Here is a 17,282-nt window from a genome sequence, read left to right as displayed (position 1 = left end):
GCTTACACGCCGGCCAAAGCTTGCTCAATCGCGGATAGCGCCGCATTGGCCTTGGCGCCGTCAGGTCCTCCGGCCTGCGCCATGTCGGGCCGGCCGCCGCCGCCCTTGCCGCCGAGCGCCTCCGATCCCTTGCGCACCAGATCGACCGCGTTGAAACGCGAGGTGAGATCGGCGGTGACGCCGACCACGATGCCGGCCTTGCCGTCCTCGGTGACGCCGACGATCGCGACTACGCCGGAGCCGATCTGTTTCTTGCCGTCGTCGACCAAGCTCTTGAGGTCCTTGGTCTCGACGCCCTCGACCGCGCGCGCCAGCAGCTTGACGTTACCAACCTCGCGCACGCCGGCGTCCCCGCCGTTCGAGGCGGCGCCGCCGCCCATCGCCAGCTTCTTGCGCGCATCCGACAGGTCGCGCTCGAGCTTCTTGCGCTCTTCCATCAATGAGGCGATGCGCGCCGGCACGTCCTCGACCGAAGTGCGCAGCTCCTGCGCCGCGGTCTTCGCCAGCGCGATGGTGTCGTTGGCATGCTTGCGGGCGTAGCTACCCGTCAGCGCCTCAATGCGGCGGACGCCAGAGGCGACCGCGCTCTCGGTGGTCACCGAGATCAGGCCGATGTCGCCGGTGCGCCGCACATGGGTGCCGCCGCACAATTCCACGGACCAGCCAAACGCGTTCTGGCCCTGCTCGCGCGGGCCCTTGCCCATCGAGACCACCCGGACCTCGTCGCCATACTTCTCGCCGAACAGAGCGCGGGCGCCGGCTTCGCGGGCGTCATCGACCGCCATGACGCGGGTGGTGACCTCGTCGTTCTCGAGCACCACGTCATTGGCGATGTCCTCGACCCGGGCGAGTTCCTCCGCCGTGATCGGCTTCGGGTGCACGAAGTCGAAGCGCAGCCGGTCCGGCGACACCAGCGAACCGCGCTGGGCGATGTGGTCGCCGAGCACCTGCCGCAACGCCTCATGCAAGAGGTGCGTCGCGGAGTGGTTGCGCCGGATCGCCGAACGCCTGCCGTGATCGACGTCGAGCTGCAGCGGGGTGCCGGCCTTCAGCGTGCCCTGCTCCACCTGGCCGATGTGGACGAAGAGATCGCCGGCCTTCTTCTGGGTGTCGGTGACGCGGAAGGTGACGCCCTCGCCGGTGAGCAGGCCGGTGTCGCCGACCTGGCCGCCGGACTCCGCATAGAACGGCGTCTGATTCAGGACCACCGCGCCGCTCTCGCCGGCCTTCAGGCCGTCGACCTCGGCGCCGTCCTTCACCAGTGCCGCGACCACGCCCTCGGCACGCTCGGTCTCGTAGCCCAAGAATTCGGTCGCGCCGAGCTTCTCGCGCAGCGGGAACCAGATGCTCTCGGTCGCAGCCTCGCCGCTTCCGGCCCAGGCCGCACGCGCCTTCTCGCGCTGGCGCTCCATCGCGTCGGTGAAGGAGGCCTGATCGACGCTGATGCCGCGCGACTTCAACGCGTCCTGAGTCAGGTCGAGCGGGAAACCATAGGTGTCGTAGAGCGTGAACGCAGTGTCGCCATCGAACATGTCGCCCTTTTTCAGGCCGGCGCTCTTCTCATCGAGAATGGCAAGACCGCGCTCCAAGGTCTTGCGGAAGCGGGTCTCTTCCAGCCGCAGCGTCTCTTCAATCAGTTTCTCAGCGCGCACCAGTTCCGGATAGGCCTGGCCCATCTCGCGGACCAGCGCCCAGACCAGGCGATGCATCAATGGCTCGCGCGCACCGAGGAGCTGCGCATGGCGCATCGCGCGGCGCATGATGCGGCGCAGCACGTAGCCACGACCTTCATTGGAGGGCAGCACGCCATCGGAGATCAGGAACGAGGACGCGCGCAGATGGTCGGCGATCACGCGCAGCGACGCCTTGTGCTCTCCCCTGGGATCGGCGCCAGTGAGATCGGCGATGGCGCGGATCAGCGAGACGAACAGGTCGATGTCATAATTGTCGTGGACGCCCTGCAGCACGGCGGCGACGCGCTCCAGTCCCGCGCCGGTGTCGATCGAGGGCTTCGGCAGCGGATTGCGCACGCCGCCCTCGAGCTGCTCGAACTGCATGAACACGAGATTCCAGATCTCGATGAAGCGGTCGCCGTCCTGCTCCGCCGAGCCGGGCGGGCCCCCCCAGACCTTGTCGCCATGGTCGTAGAAGATTTCCGAGCACGGGCCGCACGGGCCGGTATCGCCCATCTGCCAGAAATTGTCGGAGCCGGCGATGCGGATGATGCGCGATTCCGGCAGGCCGGCGATCTTCTTCCAGAGATTGAAGGCCTCGTCGTCGTCGATATAGACGGTCGCCGTCAGCTTGTCCTTCGGGAGCCCGAATTCCTTGGTGACCAGGTTCCAGGCCAGCTCGATCGCGCGATCCTTGAAGTAATCGCCGAACGAGAAGTTGCCGAGCATCTCGAAGAAGGTGTGATGGCGCGCGGTGTAGCCGACATTGTCGAGGTCATTGTGCTTGCCCCCGGCGCGCACGCATTTCTGCGAGGTGGTCGCGCGCTGATAGGGGCGCTTCTCGACGCCGGTGAAGACGTTCTTGAACTGCACCATGCCGGCATTGGTGAACATCAACGTCGGATCGTTGCGCGGAACCAGCGGCGACGACGGCACGATCTCGTGGCCGTTCTTCGCGAAGAAATTCAGAAAGGTCGACCTGATGTCGTTGACGCTGCTCATAGCCATCCAACCGGAAAAGGGGCCCGGAATCCGCCACAAAAGGGTTAATCTTCCGGCCGAACGCTTTTAGACAAGGCGCACGGCGGTGTCCAGAAACTGTGCAAGCACATCATAGGCTTGCCGCGATCGCGTAAACCGGCCGTTGATAGTTGCCGCAGCCGCGTTGACAGCCTTGGCCGCGTCGTGTTTCCCTCTTATCTAGTATCAGTCACGTCGGGAGAGACCGGCCTTGAGCCGGCGCCGAAGGAGCAACCGCCCCGGAAACTCTCAGGCAAAAGGACCGCGTGACCACTGACATCTGGAAAGAGGCGCGTGAGGCTTCAAGCCGGGCGCGCCCGCCGACGGGATAATACTCTCAGGCAAAGCGACAGATGGGGCTTTTGGGTTTCCAGGGGATGGTCCCCAGGGAACCGCGAGGGCCCTGCAATGCTTGCGCGAGACGAATCCGACCTCAAACGCACTCCCCTTTATGCGCTGCACCTCGCCCGCGGAGGCAAGATGGTGCCGTTCGCGGGCTACGAGATGCCCGTGCAGTATCCCGCCGGGGTGCTGAAGGAGCACCTTCATACGCGCGCCGCCGCCGGGCTGTTCGACGTCTCCCATATGGGCCAGCTCGCGCTGCGGCCGAAATCCGGCAGGGTTTCCGACGCAGCTTTGGCGCTGGAGCGGCTGGTGCCGCAGGACATCCTCAGCGTCGCGCCGGGACGGCAGCGCTATGCCCAGTTCACCAACGCCGACGGCGGCATCCTCGACGACCTCATGGTCGCGAATTTCGGCGATCACCTGTTCCTGGTGGTGAATGCGGCCTGCAAGACCGAGGACGAGGCGCATCTCCGGCGACATTTGTCCGATGCCTGCGATATCGATTCGCTGTCGGGCCGCGCGCTGATCGCGCTGCAGGGGCCCAGGGCCGAATCGGCGCTGGCGAAAATTTGTGCAGACGCGCCGTCGATGAAGTTCATGGACGCCGGCCCGCGCCGCGTCGCTGAGTTCGACTGCTTCGTCTCCCGCTCCGGTTACACCGGCGAGGACGGGTTTGAAATCTCCGTTCCCGCGGAGCATGCCGAAGCGCTGGTGACCCAACTCCTGGATAATCCGGATGTGCTGCCGATCGGGCTCGGCGCGCGCGATAGCCTCCGGCTGGAGGCCGGGCTCTGCCTCTACGGCCACGACATCGACACCACCACCACGCCGGTCGAAGCCGCGCTGGAATGGTCGGTCCAGAAGAGCCGCCGCAAGGGCGGCGCCCGCGGCGGCGGCTTTCCGGGCGCGGACAAGATCCTCGACCAGTTCGAGCATGGCGCACCGCGCCGCCGCGTCGGCTTGAAGGCGCAGGGACGCGCGCCGGTGCGCGAGGGTGCGCCGCTGTTTGCCGATGCTGATACGGGCGAGGCGATCGGCAAGGTAACGTCGGGCGGCTTTGGCCCCAGCCTCAATGCACCGGTCGCGATCGGCTACCTGCCCACCCCGCTCTCCGGCATCGGCACCAATGTTTTTGCGGAGGTGCGCGGCCAGCGCCTGCCGCTTGCGGTCGCCGCCACGCCTTTCGTTCCCAACACCTATAAACGCTAGAGGACACTTTTCATGACGACGCTCTACACGTCCGACCACGAATGGCTCAGCATCGAGGGCGATGTCGCCACGATCGGGATCACCGATTACGCGCAGCAACAGCTCGGCGACGTCGTGTTCGTCGAGCTGCCGAAGGTCGGGCGCGCGCTAAAGAAGGCGGAAGCCGCCGCCGTCGTCGAATCCGTGAAAGCGGCCTCCGACGTGTACGCGCCGATCTCGGGCGAAGTGCTCGAGGTCAATGACGCGCTCGCCGCCGAGCCGGCGCTGGTCAATTCGGATGCCGCAGGCAAGGCCTGGTTCTTCAAGCTGAAGATCGCCGACAAGGGCGAACTCGGCGGCCTGATGGACGAAGCCGCCTACAAAGCCCACACCGCCTGAGAGGTTTCCATGAACGCGCCGTTCAAACCGACCAGTGAAGCCGCGGCCACCTTCGTGCGCCGCCACATCGGCCCCTCGCCACGCGACGTCGATGCGATGCTGCAGACCGTCGGCGCCACCAGCCTCGCCGCGCTGATGGGCGAGACGCTGCCCTCATCAATCCGGCAGAAGGCCCCGCTCGATCTCGGCCGTGCGCTGAGCGAGACCGAGGCGCTGGCCCACATGACCGAGCTGGCCGCGCAGAACCAGGTGTTCACCTCGCTGATCGGCCAAGGCTATTCCGGCACGATCCTGCCGGCGGTGATCCAGCGCAACATCCTGGAAAATCCGGCCTGGTACACGGCCTACACGCCCTATCAGCCCGAGATCAGCCAGGGCCGGCTGGAAGCGCTGTTCAACTTCCAGACCATGATCTGCGACCTCACCGGGCTCGACGTTGCCAACGCCTCGCTGCTCGACGAAGCAACCGCTGCGGCCGAAGCGATGGCCCTTGCCGAGCGACACTCGCAGGTGAAGGCGCAGGCATTCTTCGTCGACCACGAAGTCCATCCGCAGACGCTTGCGGTGCTGCGTACCCGCGCCGAGCCGCTGGGCTGGAGCCTGATCGTCGGCGATCCCCTCACCGATCTCGACAAGGCCGACGTGCTCGGCGCCCTCCTGCAGTATCCGGGCACATCAGGCGCGGTGCGCGACCTGCGGCCCGTGATCGCCGCGCTGCGTGCCAAGGGCGCGCTCGCGATCGTCGCCGCCGATCTTTTGGCGCTGACGCTGCTGGCGTCGCCGGGCGAGCTCGGCGCCGACATCGCGATCGGCTCGGCGCAGCGCTTCGGCGTGCCGATGGGCTATGGCGGCCCGCATGCCGCCTACATGGCGGTGCGCGATGCGTTGAAGCGCTCGCTGCCCGGCCGCATCGTCGGGCTGTCAGTGGATTCGCGCGGAATGCCGGCCTATCGGCTGGCGCTGCAGACCCGGGAGCAGCACATCCGCCGCGAGAAAGCGACCTCCAACATCTGCACTGCGCAGGTGCTGCTCGCCGTGATCGCCTCGATGTATGCGGTCTATCACGGCCCCGAAGGCCTGACCCATATCGCGCGCAACGTGCAGCGCCGCGCCGCGGTGCTGGCGGCGGGATTGCGCAAGCTCGGCTTTGCGCCGACGCGCGAGGCGTTCTTCGACACGCTGACCGTCGAGGTCGGCGCGAAGCAAGGCGAAATCGTTGCCCGTGCGCGCGCGGAGAAGATCAATCTGCGGATCGGCGACAGCACACTCGGCATCGCCGTTGACGAGACCACGACCCCCGAAATCATCGAGGCGGTGTGGCGCGCATTCGGCGGTACGCTTGCCTATGCCGACATCGAGACCGGCGCGCGTGAGGCGCTGCCGACGGAATTGAAGCGCACCACCGCGTTCCTGACCCATCCCGTGTTCCACGCGCATCGCTCCGAGACCGAGCTGCTCCGCTACATGCGCAAGCTGAGCGATCGCGACCTCGCGCTCGATCGCGCGATGATCCCGCTCGGCTCCTGCACGATGAAGCTGAACGCGACCACGGAGATGGTGCCGCTGACCTGGCCGGCGTTCGGCAGCCTGCATCCGTTCGCGCCGGCAGATCAGGCCAAGGGCTATCACGCGCTGTTTACGCGATTGGAAAAATGGCTGTGCGACATCACCGGCTATGCCGCGGTGTCGCTGCAGCCGAATTCCGGGGCGCAAGGCGAATATGCCGGCCTGCTCGCGATCCGCGGCTATCATGCCGCGCGCGGCGAGGCGCATCGTAAGATTTGCCTGATCCCCTCCTCCGCCCACGGCACCAATCCGGCATCCGCCGCGATGGCCGGCATGGACGTCGTGGTGGTCGCCTGCGATGCGCGCGGCGACGTCGACGTCAATGATCTCCGCGCCAAGGCGGAGAAGCATTCGGCGAATCTTGCGGCTGTGATGATCACCTATCCGTCGACGCATGGCGTGTTCGAGGAGCACATCAGCGAGATCTGCGATATCGTGCATGCCCATGGCGGACAGGTCTATCTCGACGGCGCCAATTTGAACGCGCAGGTCGGACTGTCGCGGCCCGGCGATTACGGTGCCGACGTCAGCCATCTCAACCTGCACAAGACCTTCTGCATCCCGCATGGCGGCGGCGGCCCCGGCATGGGCCCGATCGGCGTGCGGGCGCATCTGACCCCTTATCTGCCCGGCCATCCCGCAACCGACGGCGGCACGCCGCACCCGGTCGGGCCGGTGTCGGCCGCGCCGTTCGGCTCGGCGTCGATCCTGACCATCTCCTACATCTACATCCTGATGATGGGCGGCGAAGGCCTGACGCGCGCCACCGAGATCGCGATCCTCAACGCCAATTACATCGCCGCACGCCTGCAGGCGCATTTCCCGGTGCTGTACCGCAACGCCAAGGGCCGCGTCGCGCATGAATGCATCGTCGATCCGCGGCCGCTGAAGACCTCGGCGGGCGTCACCGTCGACGACATTGCAAAACGCCTGATCGATTACGGCTTCCACGCGCCGACCATGAGCTTCCCGGTGCCGGGCACGCTGATGATCGAGCCGACGGAATCGGAATCCAAGGCCGAGATCGATCGTTTTTGTGATGCCATGATCGCGATCCGCCAGGAGATCGCCGAGATCGAGAGCGGCCGCTTCAAGGTCGAAGCCTCACCGCTCCGGAACGCGCCGCACACCGTGCACGATATCGCCGACGACGAATGGAATCGCGCCTATAGCCGCACTGAGGGCTGCTTCCCCGACGGCGTCTCCCGGTCAGACAAATATTGGAGCCCGGTCGGCCGCGTCGACAATGTCTACGGCGACCGCAACCTGGTGTGCTCCTGCCCGCCGGTGAGCGACTACGCACAGGCCGCGGAGTGAGGTGACGCCGTCATTCCGGGGCGCGCAATGGCGCGGCCCCGGAACCTCGAAATCGTAGAGTTGTAGGATGGGTAGAGCGCAGCGAAACCCATCGCGCCCGTCCGCTTGGCGGCAATGATGGGTTTCGCTGCGCTCTACCCATCCTACGGGCGTGTCACGGCGCGACGAGCCTCGGATTCCAGCGCCAGAGGCTATCATTGGTCAAATGTGTGCCGCCCCACCAGCGGTCGATCGGGTTGTGGCGGCTGAAATCTTCCTTGTGGGCGACGACGGCCTTGCCAAACGTGGTGAGCGACAGTCGGCTTCGCAGGAGCGCCGTATGCCGGTCCCGCAAGTTATCCCGTCTGATCGTCCGCAGCTCTTCGTCGAGTCCCGCGACCGCAGGGGTCGGGCCGAGCCCAAGCCCGTCAAGCAGGTAACCCCGCTCCCACTCGTTGAAGACGTGCGTTTGGCGAAGCTTCCTCATGTGGAAAAGCGGATTGATGTTCGCATAGCCCCTTGAGATCAGCTCCAGAATCCGCATTTCCGTAGCACCCAGCCCGGTGGAAGCCGAGGGAAGCTCTTCGAGCAAATCAGAGTTCGCCTGAGCATCGGCAGCGCACTCAAATCCTTGCCCAGGAGGTGAAAGCAAGGTTCTGGCGTCGGCGCCCTATATGCCTGCCAGCTCATGCTTCCCGTTTCAAGCATTGCCCCGGTGACGTCGACTTTGCGAACGTACTCCGCGGCGGGCCCTTCGTGGTCCATCATGATCAGATCGAAGTCGACAATGCGCAACCTCAACTTGGCCGCTGTTTCCGGGTGGGAACGAAAGAAATCGAGCAGCCAGATCAATTGCAACTGATCATTCGGCTGCGGATCAAACCATAGTTCGATGGTCTCATAGGGCCCGCAAAATTCGACGAGGGGGAGGTTCTTGCGAGCTCCGCTGTCGTTTCCAAACTGGCCGACGAAGTCCGACCAGTGAGATCCCGGTCGATGTTGCTCAGGGCACCCGGCGACATAGGTTGCGAGTTCGCCCGGAGACGGCAACGATCCCCATACAAAGCGAGTGGTAAAAGGAATGACGGCTTCAGCGAGGTCCATACGCATGAGACAGTAGCCGGACGAACTGGTCAGGATCAGGCGCTTCATGGCCCCCTCGGCAATCGCGCAAAAAACGAAACGGGCGCCGAAGACGTCGGCAACTCAACGTCCTCAGCGCCCGCTTCCCGCGAAGAAATCGGATATTTCGAAAAAACTTACTCTTCCGCCGGCTCCTCGCCGTCGGCGTCACGCTCGGGGGTGCCCGCGAGGATCTGCTCGGCGATCAGGCCGGAGTTCTGCCGGATCGCAAGCTCGATCTTGCTGGTGATATCGGGGTTGGAGCGGAGGAACGCCTTGGAGTTTTCGCGGCCCTGACCGAGCCGCTGGCTGTCATAGGAGAACCAGGCGCCAGACTTTTCGACGATGCCAGCCTTGACGCCGAGGTCGAGGATCTCGCCCATCTTGGAGACGCCCTCGCCATACATGATGTCGAACTCGACCTGCTTGAAGGGCGGCGCCAGCTTGTTCTTCACCACCTTCACGCGCGTGGTGTTTCCGACCACCTCGTCGCGCTCCTTGATCGCGCCGATGCGGCGGATGTCGAGACGGACGGAAGCGTAGAACTTCAGCGCATTGCCGCCGGTGGTCGTTTCCGGTGACCCGTACATCACGCCGATCTTCATGCGGATCTGGTTGATGAAGATTACCATGGTGTTGGACTTGTTGATGGAAGCGGTGAGCTTGCGCAGCGCCTGGCTCATCAGGCGCGCCTGCAGGCCGGGCAGCGCATCGCCCATCTCGCCTTCGAGCTCGGCCTTCGGCACCAGCGCCGCCACCGAATCGACCACCAGCACGTCGACCGCGCCCGAGCGCACCAACGTGTCGCAAATCTCCAGCGCCTGCTCGCCGGTATCCGGCTGCGAGATCAGAAGCTCGTCGATATTGACGCCGAGCTTACGCGCATAGACCGGGTCGAGCGCGTGTTCGGCGTCGATGAAGGCACAGATGCCGCCCTTCTTCTGCGCTTCCGCCACCGTGTGCAGCGCCAGCGTGGTCTTGCCTGACGACTCCGGCCCGTAGATCTCGACGATACGTCCCTTCGGCAGGCCGCCGACGCCAAGCGCGATGTCGAGCCCAAGCGACCCCGATGATACCGTCTCGATATCCATCGAGCGGTCGCTCTTGCCGAGCTTCATCACCGAGCCCTTGCCGAACTGGCGCTCAATCTGGGACAGCGCAGCAGACAGAGCCTTGGACTTATCCATGGAGGATCCTTCGACAATACGCAGGGCAGTGGCGGACATTGGATGTGCTCCTTATGACGGGGATTCGCTAGCGGGACAAACGGGGCGCGATAAGAAATCGATGGTTTATTGCGTTGAAAATTCTGTACCACCTTTGTTCCATGTTCGCAATATGTTCTTTTGCCTCCAGCCCTCACTTCGAACCAAACCTGCACCGTCCGAGTTGCCCGTCCATCATCGGCAGCGGATCCGCCCCGTAGGCGTCGGTGGCTGAGAGACCAATCGCGCTCCCGCCTGCATAAATCTGAGGGAGCCCGAACATGATCGACTGGCGCACCCATATTTGCCGCCCGTCCCGGACACAGGACGATGTCATCGCTACACGGTCGCGCGAGATCGTCGCCCAGTCTTTCGAACTCCTCGAACAAAGTGCAAAGCCTGACACGTTCCTGGGACGTCAAACCTTTGAGCCGTTTCCGAGAGAGGGCGACAATCCGTAGTTCTCCGACCGAGAACGAAGTTCCTTTCGAGCTTAACGCAAGTTAGCGGGCATCCGGGTTTCTTCCTTGCGAGGGAGCATCTCTTCCGTTCCGGAATTGTCTTTCAGACAGATCAGAACGGGAAATGCCATGAGAAACACGCTGCAAGACCCGCGCTACTGGCGAGAGCGAGCGGAGGAAACCCGTACCAAAGCAGAGTCGTTTGCGTACCGTAGCTCGCGCGAAAGGCTGCTTAAGATCGCCGAAGAATATGAGCGGCTGGCTGTCTACGCCGAGCAAGGGCAGTTGCAACAATAAGGCCGCGCCATCCCGTCGAGATGGTTGGGAAGAACCAGCAGTCGTGAACTCGACTGCGATCGATCAGGCGCTCGCGCAAAGCTCGTCGTGTGCCTTGCGGAGGTTCCTCCAACACGCGCTCCAGATCGACGCTTGCGCGCAATGGCTTGCTCGCTGGCATCCGATCGCCGCCGACGGCAAGCAGTGGAGCGACAGCCCGCGCAGACCTGCAGTCCCACCGCCGAGCTACGATTGCTCCGCCCCGATGACAGCGATCGTCCGCGACTGAAACCCAATGTGGGCGAGCACCGGGTGTCCATGTACCGATCGAGCCCGCGCGGGCGCCGTAGTTCTCCGGACAAGAACAAAGTTCCATCAAAATGTTCGCGATTTGGTGCATCTGCCCGAGAACGCACGAGTTTTCGAACGGGCCTGCTTGACGGGATCCCTCCACACCTGACGGATCGCCGCGACTGCCACGTTTCCGAGATAGTTCCGTCACGCACCGCATGAAGCAGTTTAATCAAACGCGTCGGCAATGGCGCGTCCCAGCGGATCTACTAAACCATGGGAAAAATATGCAACCCGCTGGAACGGTGGGATTCGATCGATGTTAACTTGCGTTAAACTGGGGACGGCGAGTGATAGGTTTGGAAATACCGGGACCGGCGATCGGATCGCGCAAGGCTGGGGCAACTGCCCTTCGGCAGACTGCAAGGTGGCGCAACCTTCGTTCGGCCTGGAATACCGCCGGGTGTGCGCGGAGCCTAAGAGATGATCCATAAGGGCGTCGAATATACCGTCACACTGGCCACCCCCGGTGTGTGGAAGTGGCAGTTTCAGATCGGCGATACAATCAAGACCGGCAAGACCGAGGCGAAGCTTCAGTTGCTCGCGATCAGACGGGTTCAGTTACGCATCGATCGCGAACTGAAGAAGGTCAGTCGCGAAGCGAGCAGCACCGCAGACTCATCATTGCGCTGACAGCACTACATTGCGCTAAGAGCACTACCGTAAATAACCGGGATTGATCTTTCCCCCGTCAGGACCTCCACTGAGCTTTTGCTCCCAGTGGGTTGCCGGTCGGCGGCCTTTGATGCGCCGGTGCCATCTTATGCCGCTCTATTTCTTTCGCATCCGAACCGCCGACGGCACCGGCATCTGCAATGACGGTGCGGAGTTCGCCGATCGCGACGCTGCGTGGAAGGAGATGACGCGTGTCTGCGCCGACATGATCGGCGGCGTGTCGCGTCATCTTCAGGAAAATGCGGAGTGGCAGATAGAACTGCTGGACGAGGCCAGGAGCCCGGTCTTCCGGATCCGGCTGGTCGCGAAAACGCTGGACTAGCTGGAGCGCTTTCGAGCACCTGCGCAGGAAACGCGCCAAGACAAAATCTAGATCAACACCGTCTGCGGCTTTGGGTCCGGCTCGTTTGGCCCTTGGCCCTGCCGCAGTTCCTTCGCGCTGACGAAGCGAGCGCCGACCAGTTCGCCCCGGCGCCAGATCAGCGCGCACACCCGCATCACCTCACCGCCGGCAGTGAACGAGAGCCCGAACACTTTTGGCACCGCCATCGCGCCGACCTCCAGGCACACGCCACTGTCGGACACGTCGTGCACGCGGCATTCGATCCACGGCGCATCGGGCGCCGGGATCAGGAATCCCGACTTTTGTATTTCCACCCGGACATGCTTGCGCTCACCGAGATCGTTGCGGTGTCTCGTCATTGCGTAATCCCCTCGCGAGCGGAGAATTACGGCGGAAAGCTTGAATCCCGCTTGTGCAAAACCGCTCACAATTTAGGGGAAACCAGGCAGGATCAGCCTACCGCCGAGACATCAAATCAAGGCTCTCAATCGGCGCTGGCGAGACGACGCATCGTGAATTCGATCCGGTCGCCGGGCAATTCGCGCCAGCTTTCCACCGCGCTCATATAGGCGGCCTTCGGATACCGGTTGAGGAAGTCGCGCGCCTTCAACCGCGCCTCGTCGCGTGGCAGGGTAAAGGTCTCGCGCAGGAAGCCGTCGCCCCGCTTTCGCCGGGCGGCCATTCGGCTCGCGAGATCACGCGGACGCAGGGCCATGTCGCAATTCCAAACCAGGTGACGACAGGCCAAATATAGGGCGAGCGGAGACCGAATCCGAGTCTCCGCGCGGGCCGGCGCTACTGCTGCGCGCTGCCGGTCTTGGTCTTCGGCTTGGCCGGGGTAGCGGCCTTGGGAGCATCGCTCCGAACGGTCCCCCACGGATCGGACGACGTCTTGGCGTCCGGAATCTTCTTCAGCGATTCCCTGTAGGCCTTGTCCCTGATCTGGTCCTGCTCGATCTCATCAGGCGTCTTCGACGGCCCGTCCGAAAGCAGATTGATATGGGGGGTCGATATTTGCGCGTAGGCCGGCGTTGCCAGCATCGCCACGACAGCGATGGCGCCCAGAATTCTCATGAAATGCTCCCTTGCTACTCCCCTGGGGATTGGCCTCGCGTATAGCATCGCCCAAGCCGCACCGCAAAGCAGGGCCTCGGGCGTGATCCGGCGCCAAAAGTCTGGCAATTTCAAGCCGGCCGCCCTGCTGTTCCCTTGCCCGAAATGCCCTCTAGAATACCGTCATCATCCAGGGAGAGGAACGAGCACCCCATGCAGCAGGAAGAGGTCACGGAATTCGGCATTGATGATGCGCGGCGGGTGCTGGCCGAGGTCTTCGCCCCCTGGGTGCTCGATCTCAATCTCTCGATCGAGGGCTTTGATGCTGCGCCGCCGCAGGAGGCCGGCGCCGATTGGCAGCCTGGCGCGCTCTTGCGCATGCCGTTCTCCGAACGGCTGTGCCGCAACGGCGGCGTCGTCTGCGGTCAGGCACTGATGGCGTTCGCGGATACCTCGATGGTGATTGCCAACCTCGCCGCCAACCGCAGCTATCGGCCGATGACCACCGTCGACCAGACCACGCATTTCATGCGCGCGGTCAGTGCCGCCGACGTGCTGGCGGACGCCCGCGTCGTCCGCCTCGGCCGCACCATGAGTTTCGGCCGCGTCACACTGCTCTCCGCCACCGACAACAAGCCGGTGGCGATGGTGTCGAGCGCGTTTGCAATGCTGTGACCGCACAGCATTGCTTAGCGAGCATCGCTCCGGCGACGCCAGCGCCACGCCCCAGCCGCCATGATCGCAACAACAAGCCCCGCCGAAATCGCACCGCCAAGGAAGCGTCCGCCCGGCCGGTCGATCGTGCGCGACCACAGCGATGGCGCTTCGCCCTGCCGCGGCAAACGGAAAGCCACGACGCTGTCGCCGATCGTGGTGCCCGCTTCCGAATGGCCGCCGGCGCTGATCACGACATATTGCTCGCCCCTCCACAGATAGGTCATGGGATTGGCAACGCCGGGCACCGGCAGCCGGCCCTGCCACAACTCCCGGCCGGTTTTGGCATCGAACGCGCGCAGATAAGCATCCATCGCGCCGGTGAAGACGAGCCCACCCGCGGTGACCACGACGCCATTCACCAGCGGCATGCCCCAGGGGCGTGCAATGCCGAGCGGCGCGCGATCCTCCGTCGTGCCGACCGTCGAACGCCAGAGAATCTTGCCGGCCCTGAGGTCAACCGCGACCATCTCGCCCCAGGGTGGCTTGTTGCACAGCAATCCGAGCGGCGACATCACCACTGCGCGCGACATCGCGAAAGGCGCGCCCTCCTGCCGGCCGAAATCATGGCCGGGCGGCGGATTGAGGCCAATCGCCTGCTCGCGCGGGATCAGCTTCACCAGATGCACGGCACGGCTGACATTGGCGTAGAGGATCTGATGGACCGGATCGAACGCGACGCCGCCCCAGTTCACGCCACCGCCGGTGAATGGAAACAACAGCGTGCCTTGCGTCGATGGCGGCGTGTACAGGCCCTCGCTGCGCGCGCTTGCAAATTGCTCCTTGCAGGTGGAGCGGCCGAGCAGCGGAAACGGATCGAACGCGTCGTCGACCGAGATCTTCTGTGGCACCAGCGTCGGCACATGGGTCGGGAATGGCTGCGTCGGCGAAGGCCTCTCGCCCTCCGCCGCGCCTTGCGGCACCGCGCGCTCCTCGACCGGCCACACCGGCCTGCCGCTGTTACGGTCGAGCACGAAGAGGAAGCCCTGCTTGGTCGGCTGGATCACGACATCGCGCATCGCTTCGCTGACATCGATCCGCGCCAGCGTCGGCTGCGCCGGCAGGTCGTAGTCCCATAGATCGTGATGCACGGTCTGGAACGACCACACCAGTTCACCCGTCTCGATCCGCAGCGCGACGACCGAGTTGGCATGCTCGTTGTTGCCCGAACGCTTGCCGCCCCAGAAATCCGGGCTCGGCGACGTCGTCGGCAGGAACAGCAGGCCGCGCGCTTCATCCACCGACATCGGCGCCCAGACATTGGCGTGGCCCGCCTCGATGCCGTCATGCCGCAGCGGATCGAAATTCCAGCGCGGCGCCCCGCTGCGCGCATCAAAGGCGCGCACCGCGCCGCGCGGTGCGTCGACGCGGCGGTTGTCGCCGATCGCAGAGCCGACCACGATCACGCCGCGGCCAACCACCGGCGGCGAGGTCACCTGAAATTCGCCCGGCCATTCCAGCGTCATGCCGATATCGAGCCTGACCTCGCCGGCATTGCCGAAACCGGTGCAACGAATCCCGCTCTTGGCATCGAGTGCGATCAGACGGGCATCGTTGGTACCCATGAATATCCGCGATCGGCAAACGGCCCCCGCAGGCGCATTGTCGTCGACCCAATAGGCGACGCCGCGGCAGACATAGCGGTTGGCAGGACGCTGGTGGGTGCTGATACCGGGATCGTAGCGCCACTTCTGCGCGCCGGTCCCGGGATCGAGCGCGATCACCTCATTGAACGGCGAGCAGAACACCAGGCTGTCTTCGACGAACAGCGGCGTCGCCTGGAATTTCGTCCGCCGCATCACCTCTGGCGCGCGGCGGTCGAGATCGCCGGTCCGGAATTCCCAGGCGCGGATCAGGTTGGCGACATTGTCAGGCGTGATCTCTTTGAGCGGCGAGAAGCGCGATCCGCCGCGATCGCCACCCCAATGCTCCCATGCAAGGGCCGGCGTCGCGACACACAACACGGCAAGCAGGCGGACGAGATGGCGCATGGCGTCCCGCTGAAGATGCGGTCATGGACTGCTGCATCTTCCCCGGATGATTTACGCCATTACCTGCTCAGTATCCACTCCTGCGACCGCTCCAGCCATCGCCACCGCGTCCGCCATAGCCACCATGGCCGCCGGGTCGGCCATAGCCGCCGCCGACGCCGATCCCGATTCCGATCGAGACCGGCGGTCCGGGTTCGTAGACGACGCGCGGCGGCGGACGGCGCACGACCACGACGTCCTCCTCCTTGACGTAGCGGCGCGGCGGCGTGCTGGCACGCTTGGACGGCGCCGGCTCGGCGCGCTTCCTGGCCGGCGTATCAACCCTCTTGATCGGCGCCGGTTGCGACGGCGCGTTGCAGGTCAGCGCGGCGTTGGTCGCGGGCACGCTGACGGGCGCTGCGAGGGCCAGCGCCGCGTTCGGGCGGTTGCGCTGCCGCTCCTCCAATTTGCGCGCGGTCGCGGTGAGATCGCTGTCCGGATATTGCGCGAGGAACGCGCGATAACCGGCCGCGGTGTTGATCAGGACGGCGTTGTTCCAGGCCACCATGCGGCGATGGCGATCGAGCCAATCACGTGCCTGCAGCCCGCGCGGCGTCGAGGCGTAGAGCGCAGCAAAGGCTTCATAGGCTTCATCGGTGCCGTCGGCGACGATGATCTCATTGGCCGTGTCGACCGGCTTGCCTTGCAATTCGCGCTTCCATTGCTCGACCGTGCGCTTGGCCGATGCGAGTTTTGGCGCGGCAGCGTTGGTGCCGGCGGTATCAGCTACGAAGCGGAAATCCTCGGTCAACGACGAGCTGTCCCACGGCGTCTGACGGCCATCCGTCGCCTTGTTCACAGCGACACGAACGCGCTTGAGGGTTTCCTCGATCGGCGCCGGCTCTTTCGCTGCCGCGAGCAGCGCCGTCGTGTAGGGACTGTTGCTGCCGTCGCCATCTTCGGCTTCCGCACCGGGCGAGGTCGAGAACGACAGGAAGGTGCCGGGCGCGCCGGTCTTGGCGTCGACAATCGCAAGTCCCTGGCCGGCGCTCTTGAGCTGCGGGAATGGATTGTTGCGGCACGCATCGAGCAGAAGGATGCGCATCTTGCTCGGCACCGAATTCAGCGTGTTCAGGACATCATTGAGGCGCACCGCCTGGATCGGAATGTCGGCCTCGCGCTTCGGATCGACGTCGGTCGGAACGAGGAAATTCTCTCCATCGACCTGCAGGCCGTGTCCGGCGTAGAACACCAGCGCCACCGTGTCGGCGCCCTTCGCCGCGACCTCGCCGGCGAATTCGCTGACCTTGGCCCGCAATTCATTCTGCGAGAGGTCGGACGCCGATAGCACCTGGAAGCCCGAATCGGTGAGAAGTTGCGTCATCGCCTTGGCGTCATTGGCCGGGTTGGGCAGCACCGGCACTGATTTGTAGGCGGATTGTCGGATCACCAGCGCCAGCCGGTTCTCGGCCAAAGCGGGACAGGCGCCGAGCAGCACGGCAGCGGAAACAAGCAGTCTGGCGAGCGAGCGGCGCGACATCGAACGATCTCCGGCAATGCGATGGCTTGCCGGATTGGTCGTGAGGTTTGACGGCAAGGTTCATGCGCCGGCTCACGTGTCGCAC

At 64.5% G+C, this 17,282-nt stretch carries 17 protein-coding genes and 1 riboswitch; of the genes, 8 read left to right on the top strand and 9 right to left on the bottom strand.

Features of this window, described 5'->3' with window-relative positions; all coding sequences use genetic code 11:
* Positions 1 to 2 precede the first annotated feature (2 nt).
* Complete coding sequence (gene alaS, locus ACZXDY_RS24965; protein ID WP_464347307.1) at positions 3 to 2,675, bottom strand: alanine--tRNA ligase; 2,673 nt, start codon at positions 2,673 to 2,675, stop codon at positions 3 to 5.
* Between the two features lie 203 nt (positions 2,676 to 2,878).
* Positions 2,879 to 2,968, top strand: a riboswitch (glycine riboswitch).
* 133 nt (positions 2,969 to 3,101) lie between these two features.
* On the opposite strand from alaS, the gene gcvT reads away from it, so the two are divergent.
* The 3 genes from gcvT to gcvP are packed head-to-tail and all read left to right on the top strand — an operon-like array spanning position 3,102 to position 7,508.
* Positions 3,102 to 4,247: a glycine cleavage system aminomethyltransferase GcvT gene (gcvT, locus tag ACZXDY_RS24960; protein ID WP_464347306.1), complete on the top strand. Its 1,146-nt coding sequence runs from the start codon at positions 3,102 to 3,104 to the stop codon at positions 4,245 to 4,247.
* 12 nt (positions 4,248 to 4,259) lie between these two features.
* A complete protein-coding gene (gcvH, locus tag ACZXDY_RS24955; RefSeq protein ID WP_028163506.1) occupies positions 4,260 to 4,625 on the top strand; it encodes a glycine cleavage system protein GcvH in 366 nt (121 codons plus the stop codon).
* Between the two features lie 9 nt (positions 4,626 to 4,634).
* Positions 4,635 to 7,508: an aminomethyl-transferring glycine dehydrogenase gene (gene gcvP / locus ACZXDY_RS24950; RefSeq protein ID WP_464347305.1), complete on the top strand. Its 2,874-nt coding sequence runs from the start codon at positions 4,635 to 4,637 to the stop codon at positions 7,506 to 7,508.
* Positions 7,509 to 7,662: 154 nt separating this feature from the next.
* On the opposite strand, the gene ACZXDY_RS24945 is transcribed toward gcvP, so the two are convergent.
* From ACZXDY_RS24945 to recA, 3 genes are all read right to left on the bottom strand, one after another.
* On the bottom strand, positions 7,663 to 8,031 hold the full coding sequence (locus tag ACZXDY_RS24945) for a hypothetical protein (RefSeq protein ID WP_464347304.1): 369 nt from the start codon (positions 8,029 to 8,031) through the stop codon (positions 7,663 to 7,665).
* A complete protein-coding gene (locus ACZXDY_RS24940; RefSeq protein WP_464347303.1) occupies positions 8,013 to 8,639 on the bottom strand; it encodes a hypothetical protein in 627 nt (208 codons plus the stop codon). Before ACZXDY_RS24940 ends, ACZXDY_RS24945 begins: the two co-directional genes overlap by 19 nt.
* 107 nt (positions 8,640 to 8,746) lie before the next feature.
* Complete coding sequence (gene recA, locus ACZXDY_RS24935) at positions 8,747 to 9,835, bottom strand: recombinase RecA (RefSeq protein ID WP_028163509.1); 1,089 nt, start codon at positions 9,833 to 9,835, stop codon at positions 8,747 to 8,749.
* A gap of 260 nt (positions 9,836 to 10,095) precedes the next feature.
* Between recA and ACZXDY_RS24930 the strand changes: the two genes are divergently transcribed.
* The 4 genes from ACZXDY_RS24930 (at position 10,096) to ACZXDY_RS24915 (ending at position 11,899) form a co-directional block, all read left to right on the top strand.
* Positions 10,096 to 10,275 (top strand): hypothetical protein, encoded by a 180-nt coding sequence (locus ACZXDY_RS24930; RefSeq protein WP_130228479.1) that lies wholly within the window; start codon positions 10,096 to 10,098, stop codon positions 10,273 to 10,275.
* A 129-nt stretch (positions 10,276 to 10,404) separates the two neighbouring features.
* A complete protein-coding gene (locus tag ACZXDY_RS24925; protein ID WP_464347302.1) occupies positions 10,405 to 10,572 on the top strand; it encodes a hypothetical protein in 168 nt (55 codons plus the stop codon).
* A 753-nt stretch (positions 10,573 to 11,325) separates the two neighbouring features.
* Entirely contained in the window at positions 11,326 to 11,535 is a 210-nt protein-coding gene (locus ACZXDY_RS24920) for a hypothetical protein (protein WP_028163511.1), read from the top strand.
* Between the two features lie 130 nt (positions 11,536 to 11,665).
* Entirely contained in the window at positions 11,666 to 11,899 is a 234-nt protein-coding gene (locus tag ACZXDY_RS24915) for a DUF6894 family protein (RefSeq protein ID WP_028163512.1), read from the top strand.
* Positions 11,900 to 11,946: 47 nt separating this feature from the next.
* Here the strand turns inward: ACZXDY_RS24915 and ACZXDY_RS24910 are convergent, their stop codons facing one another.
* From ACZXDY_RS24910 to ACZXDY_RS24900, 3 genes are all read right to left on the bottom strand, one after another.
* The gene (locus ACZXDY_RS24910) at positions 11,947 to 12,279 is read right to left on the bottom strand and encodes a PilZ domain-containing protein (protein WP_464347301.1); all 333 of its coding nucleotides are present in this window, start codon (positions 12,277 to 12,279) and stop codon (positions 11,947 to 11,949) included.
* 125 nt (positions 12,280 to 12,404) lie between these two features.
* Positions 12,405 to 12,635 (bottom strand): hypothetical protein, encoded by a 231-nt coding sequence (locus ACZXDY_RS24905; RefSeq protein ID WP_028163513.1) that lies wholly within the window; start codon positions 12,633 to 12,635, stop codon positions 12,405 to 12,407.
* An 80-nt stretch (positions 12,636 to 12,715) separates the two neighbouring features.
* Positions 12,716 to 12,994 carry a hypothetical protein gene (locus ACZXDY_RS24900; protein WP_464347300.1) on the bottom strand — a complete coding sequence of 93 codons (279 nt, stop codon included), beginning with the start codon at positions 12,992 to 12,994 and terminating at the stop codon, positions 12,716 to 12,718.
* Positions 12,995 to 13,186: 192 nt separating this feature from the next.
* Between ACZXDY_RS24900 and ACZXDY_RS24895 the strand changes: the two genes are divergently transcribed.
* A complete protein-coding gene (locus ACZXDY_RS24895; protein ID WP_028163515.1) occupies positions 13,187 to 13,648 on the top strand; it encodes a PaaI family thioesterase in 462 nt (153 codons plus the stop codon).
* Between the two features lie 14 nt (positions 13,649 to 13,662).
* On the opposite strand, the gene ACZXDY_RS24890 is transcribed toward ACZXDY_RS24895, so the two are convergent.
* Together ACZXDY_RS24890 and ACZXDY_RS24885 are read right to left on the bottom strand one after the other, a co-directional pair.
* A complete protein-coding gene (locus ACZXDY_RS24890) occupies positions 13,663 to 15,678 on the bottom strand; it encodes a pyrroloquinoline quinone-dependent dehydrogenase (RefSeq protein WP_464347299.1) in 2,016 nt (671 codons plus the stop codon).
* A gap of 67 nt (positions 15,679 to 15,745) precedes the next feature.
* A complete protein-coding gene (locus ACZXDY_RS24885) occupies positions 15,746 to 17,197 on the bottom strand; it encodes a caspase family protein (protein WP_464347298.1) in 1,452 nt (483 codons plus the stop codon).
* Between the last annotated feature and the right edge of the window lie 85 nt (positions 17,198 to 17,282).

The sequence above is a fragment of the Bradyrhizobium sp. LeoB3 genome (genome assembly GCF_055456055.1).
The sequence above is the reverse complement of the archived record's forward strand: the minus strand, read 5'-3'. Positions and strand labels throughout refer to the sequence as shown.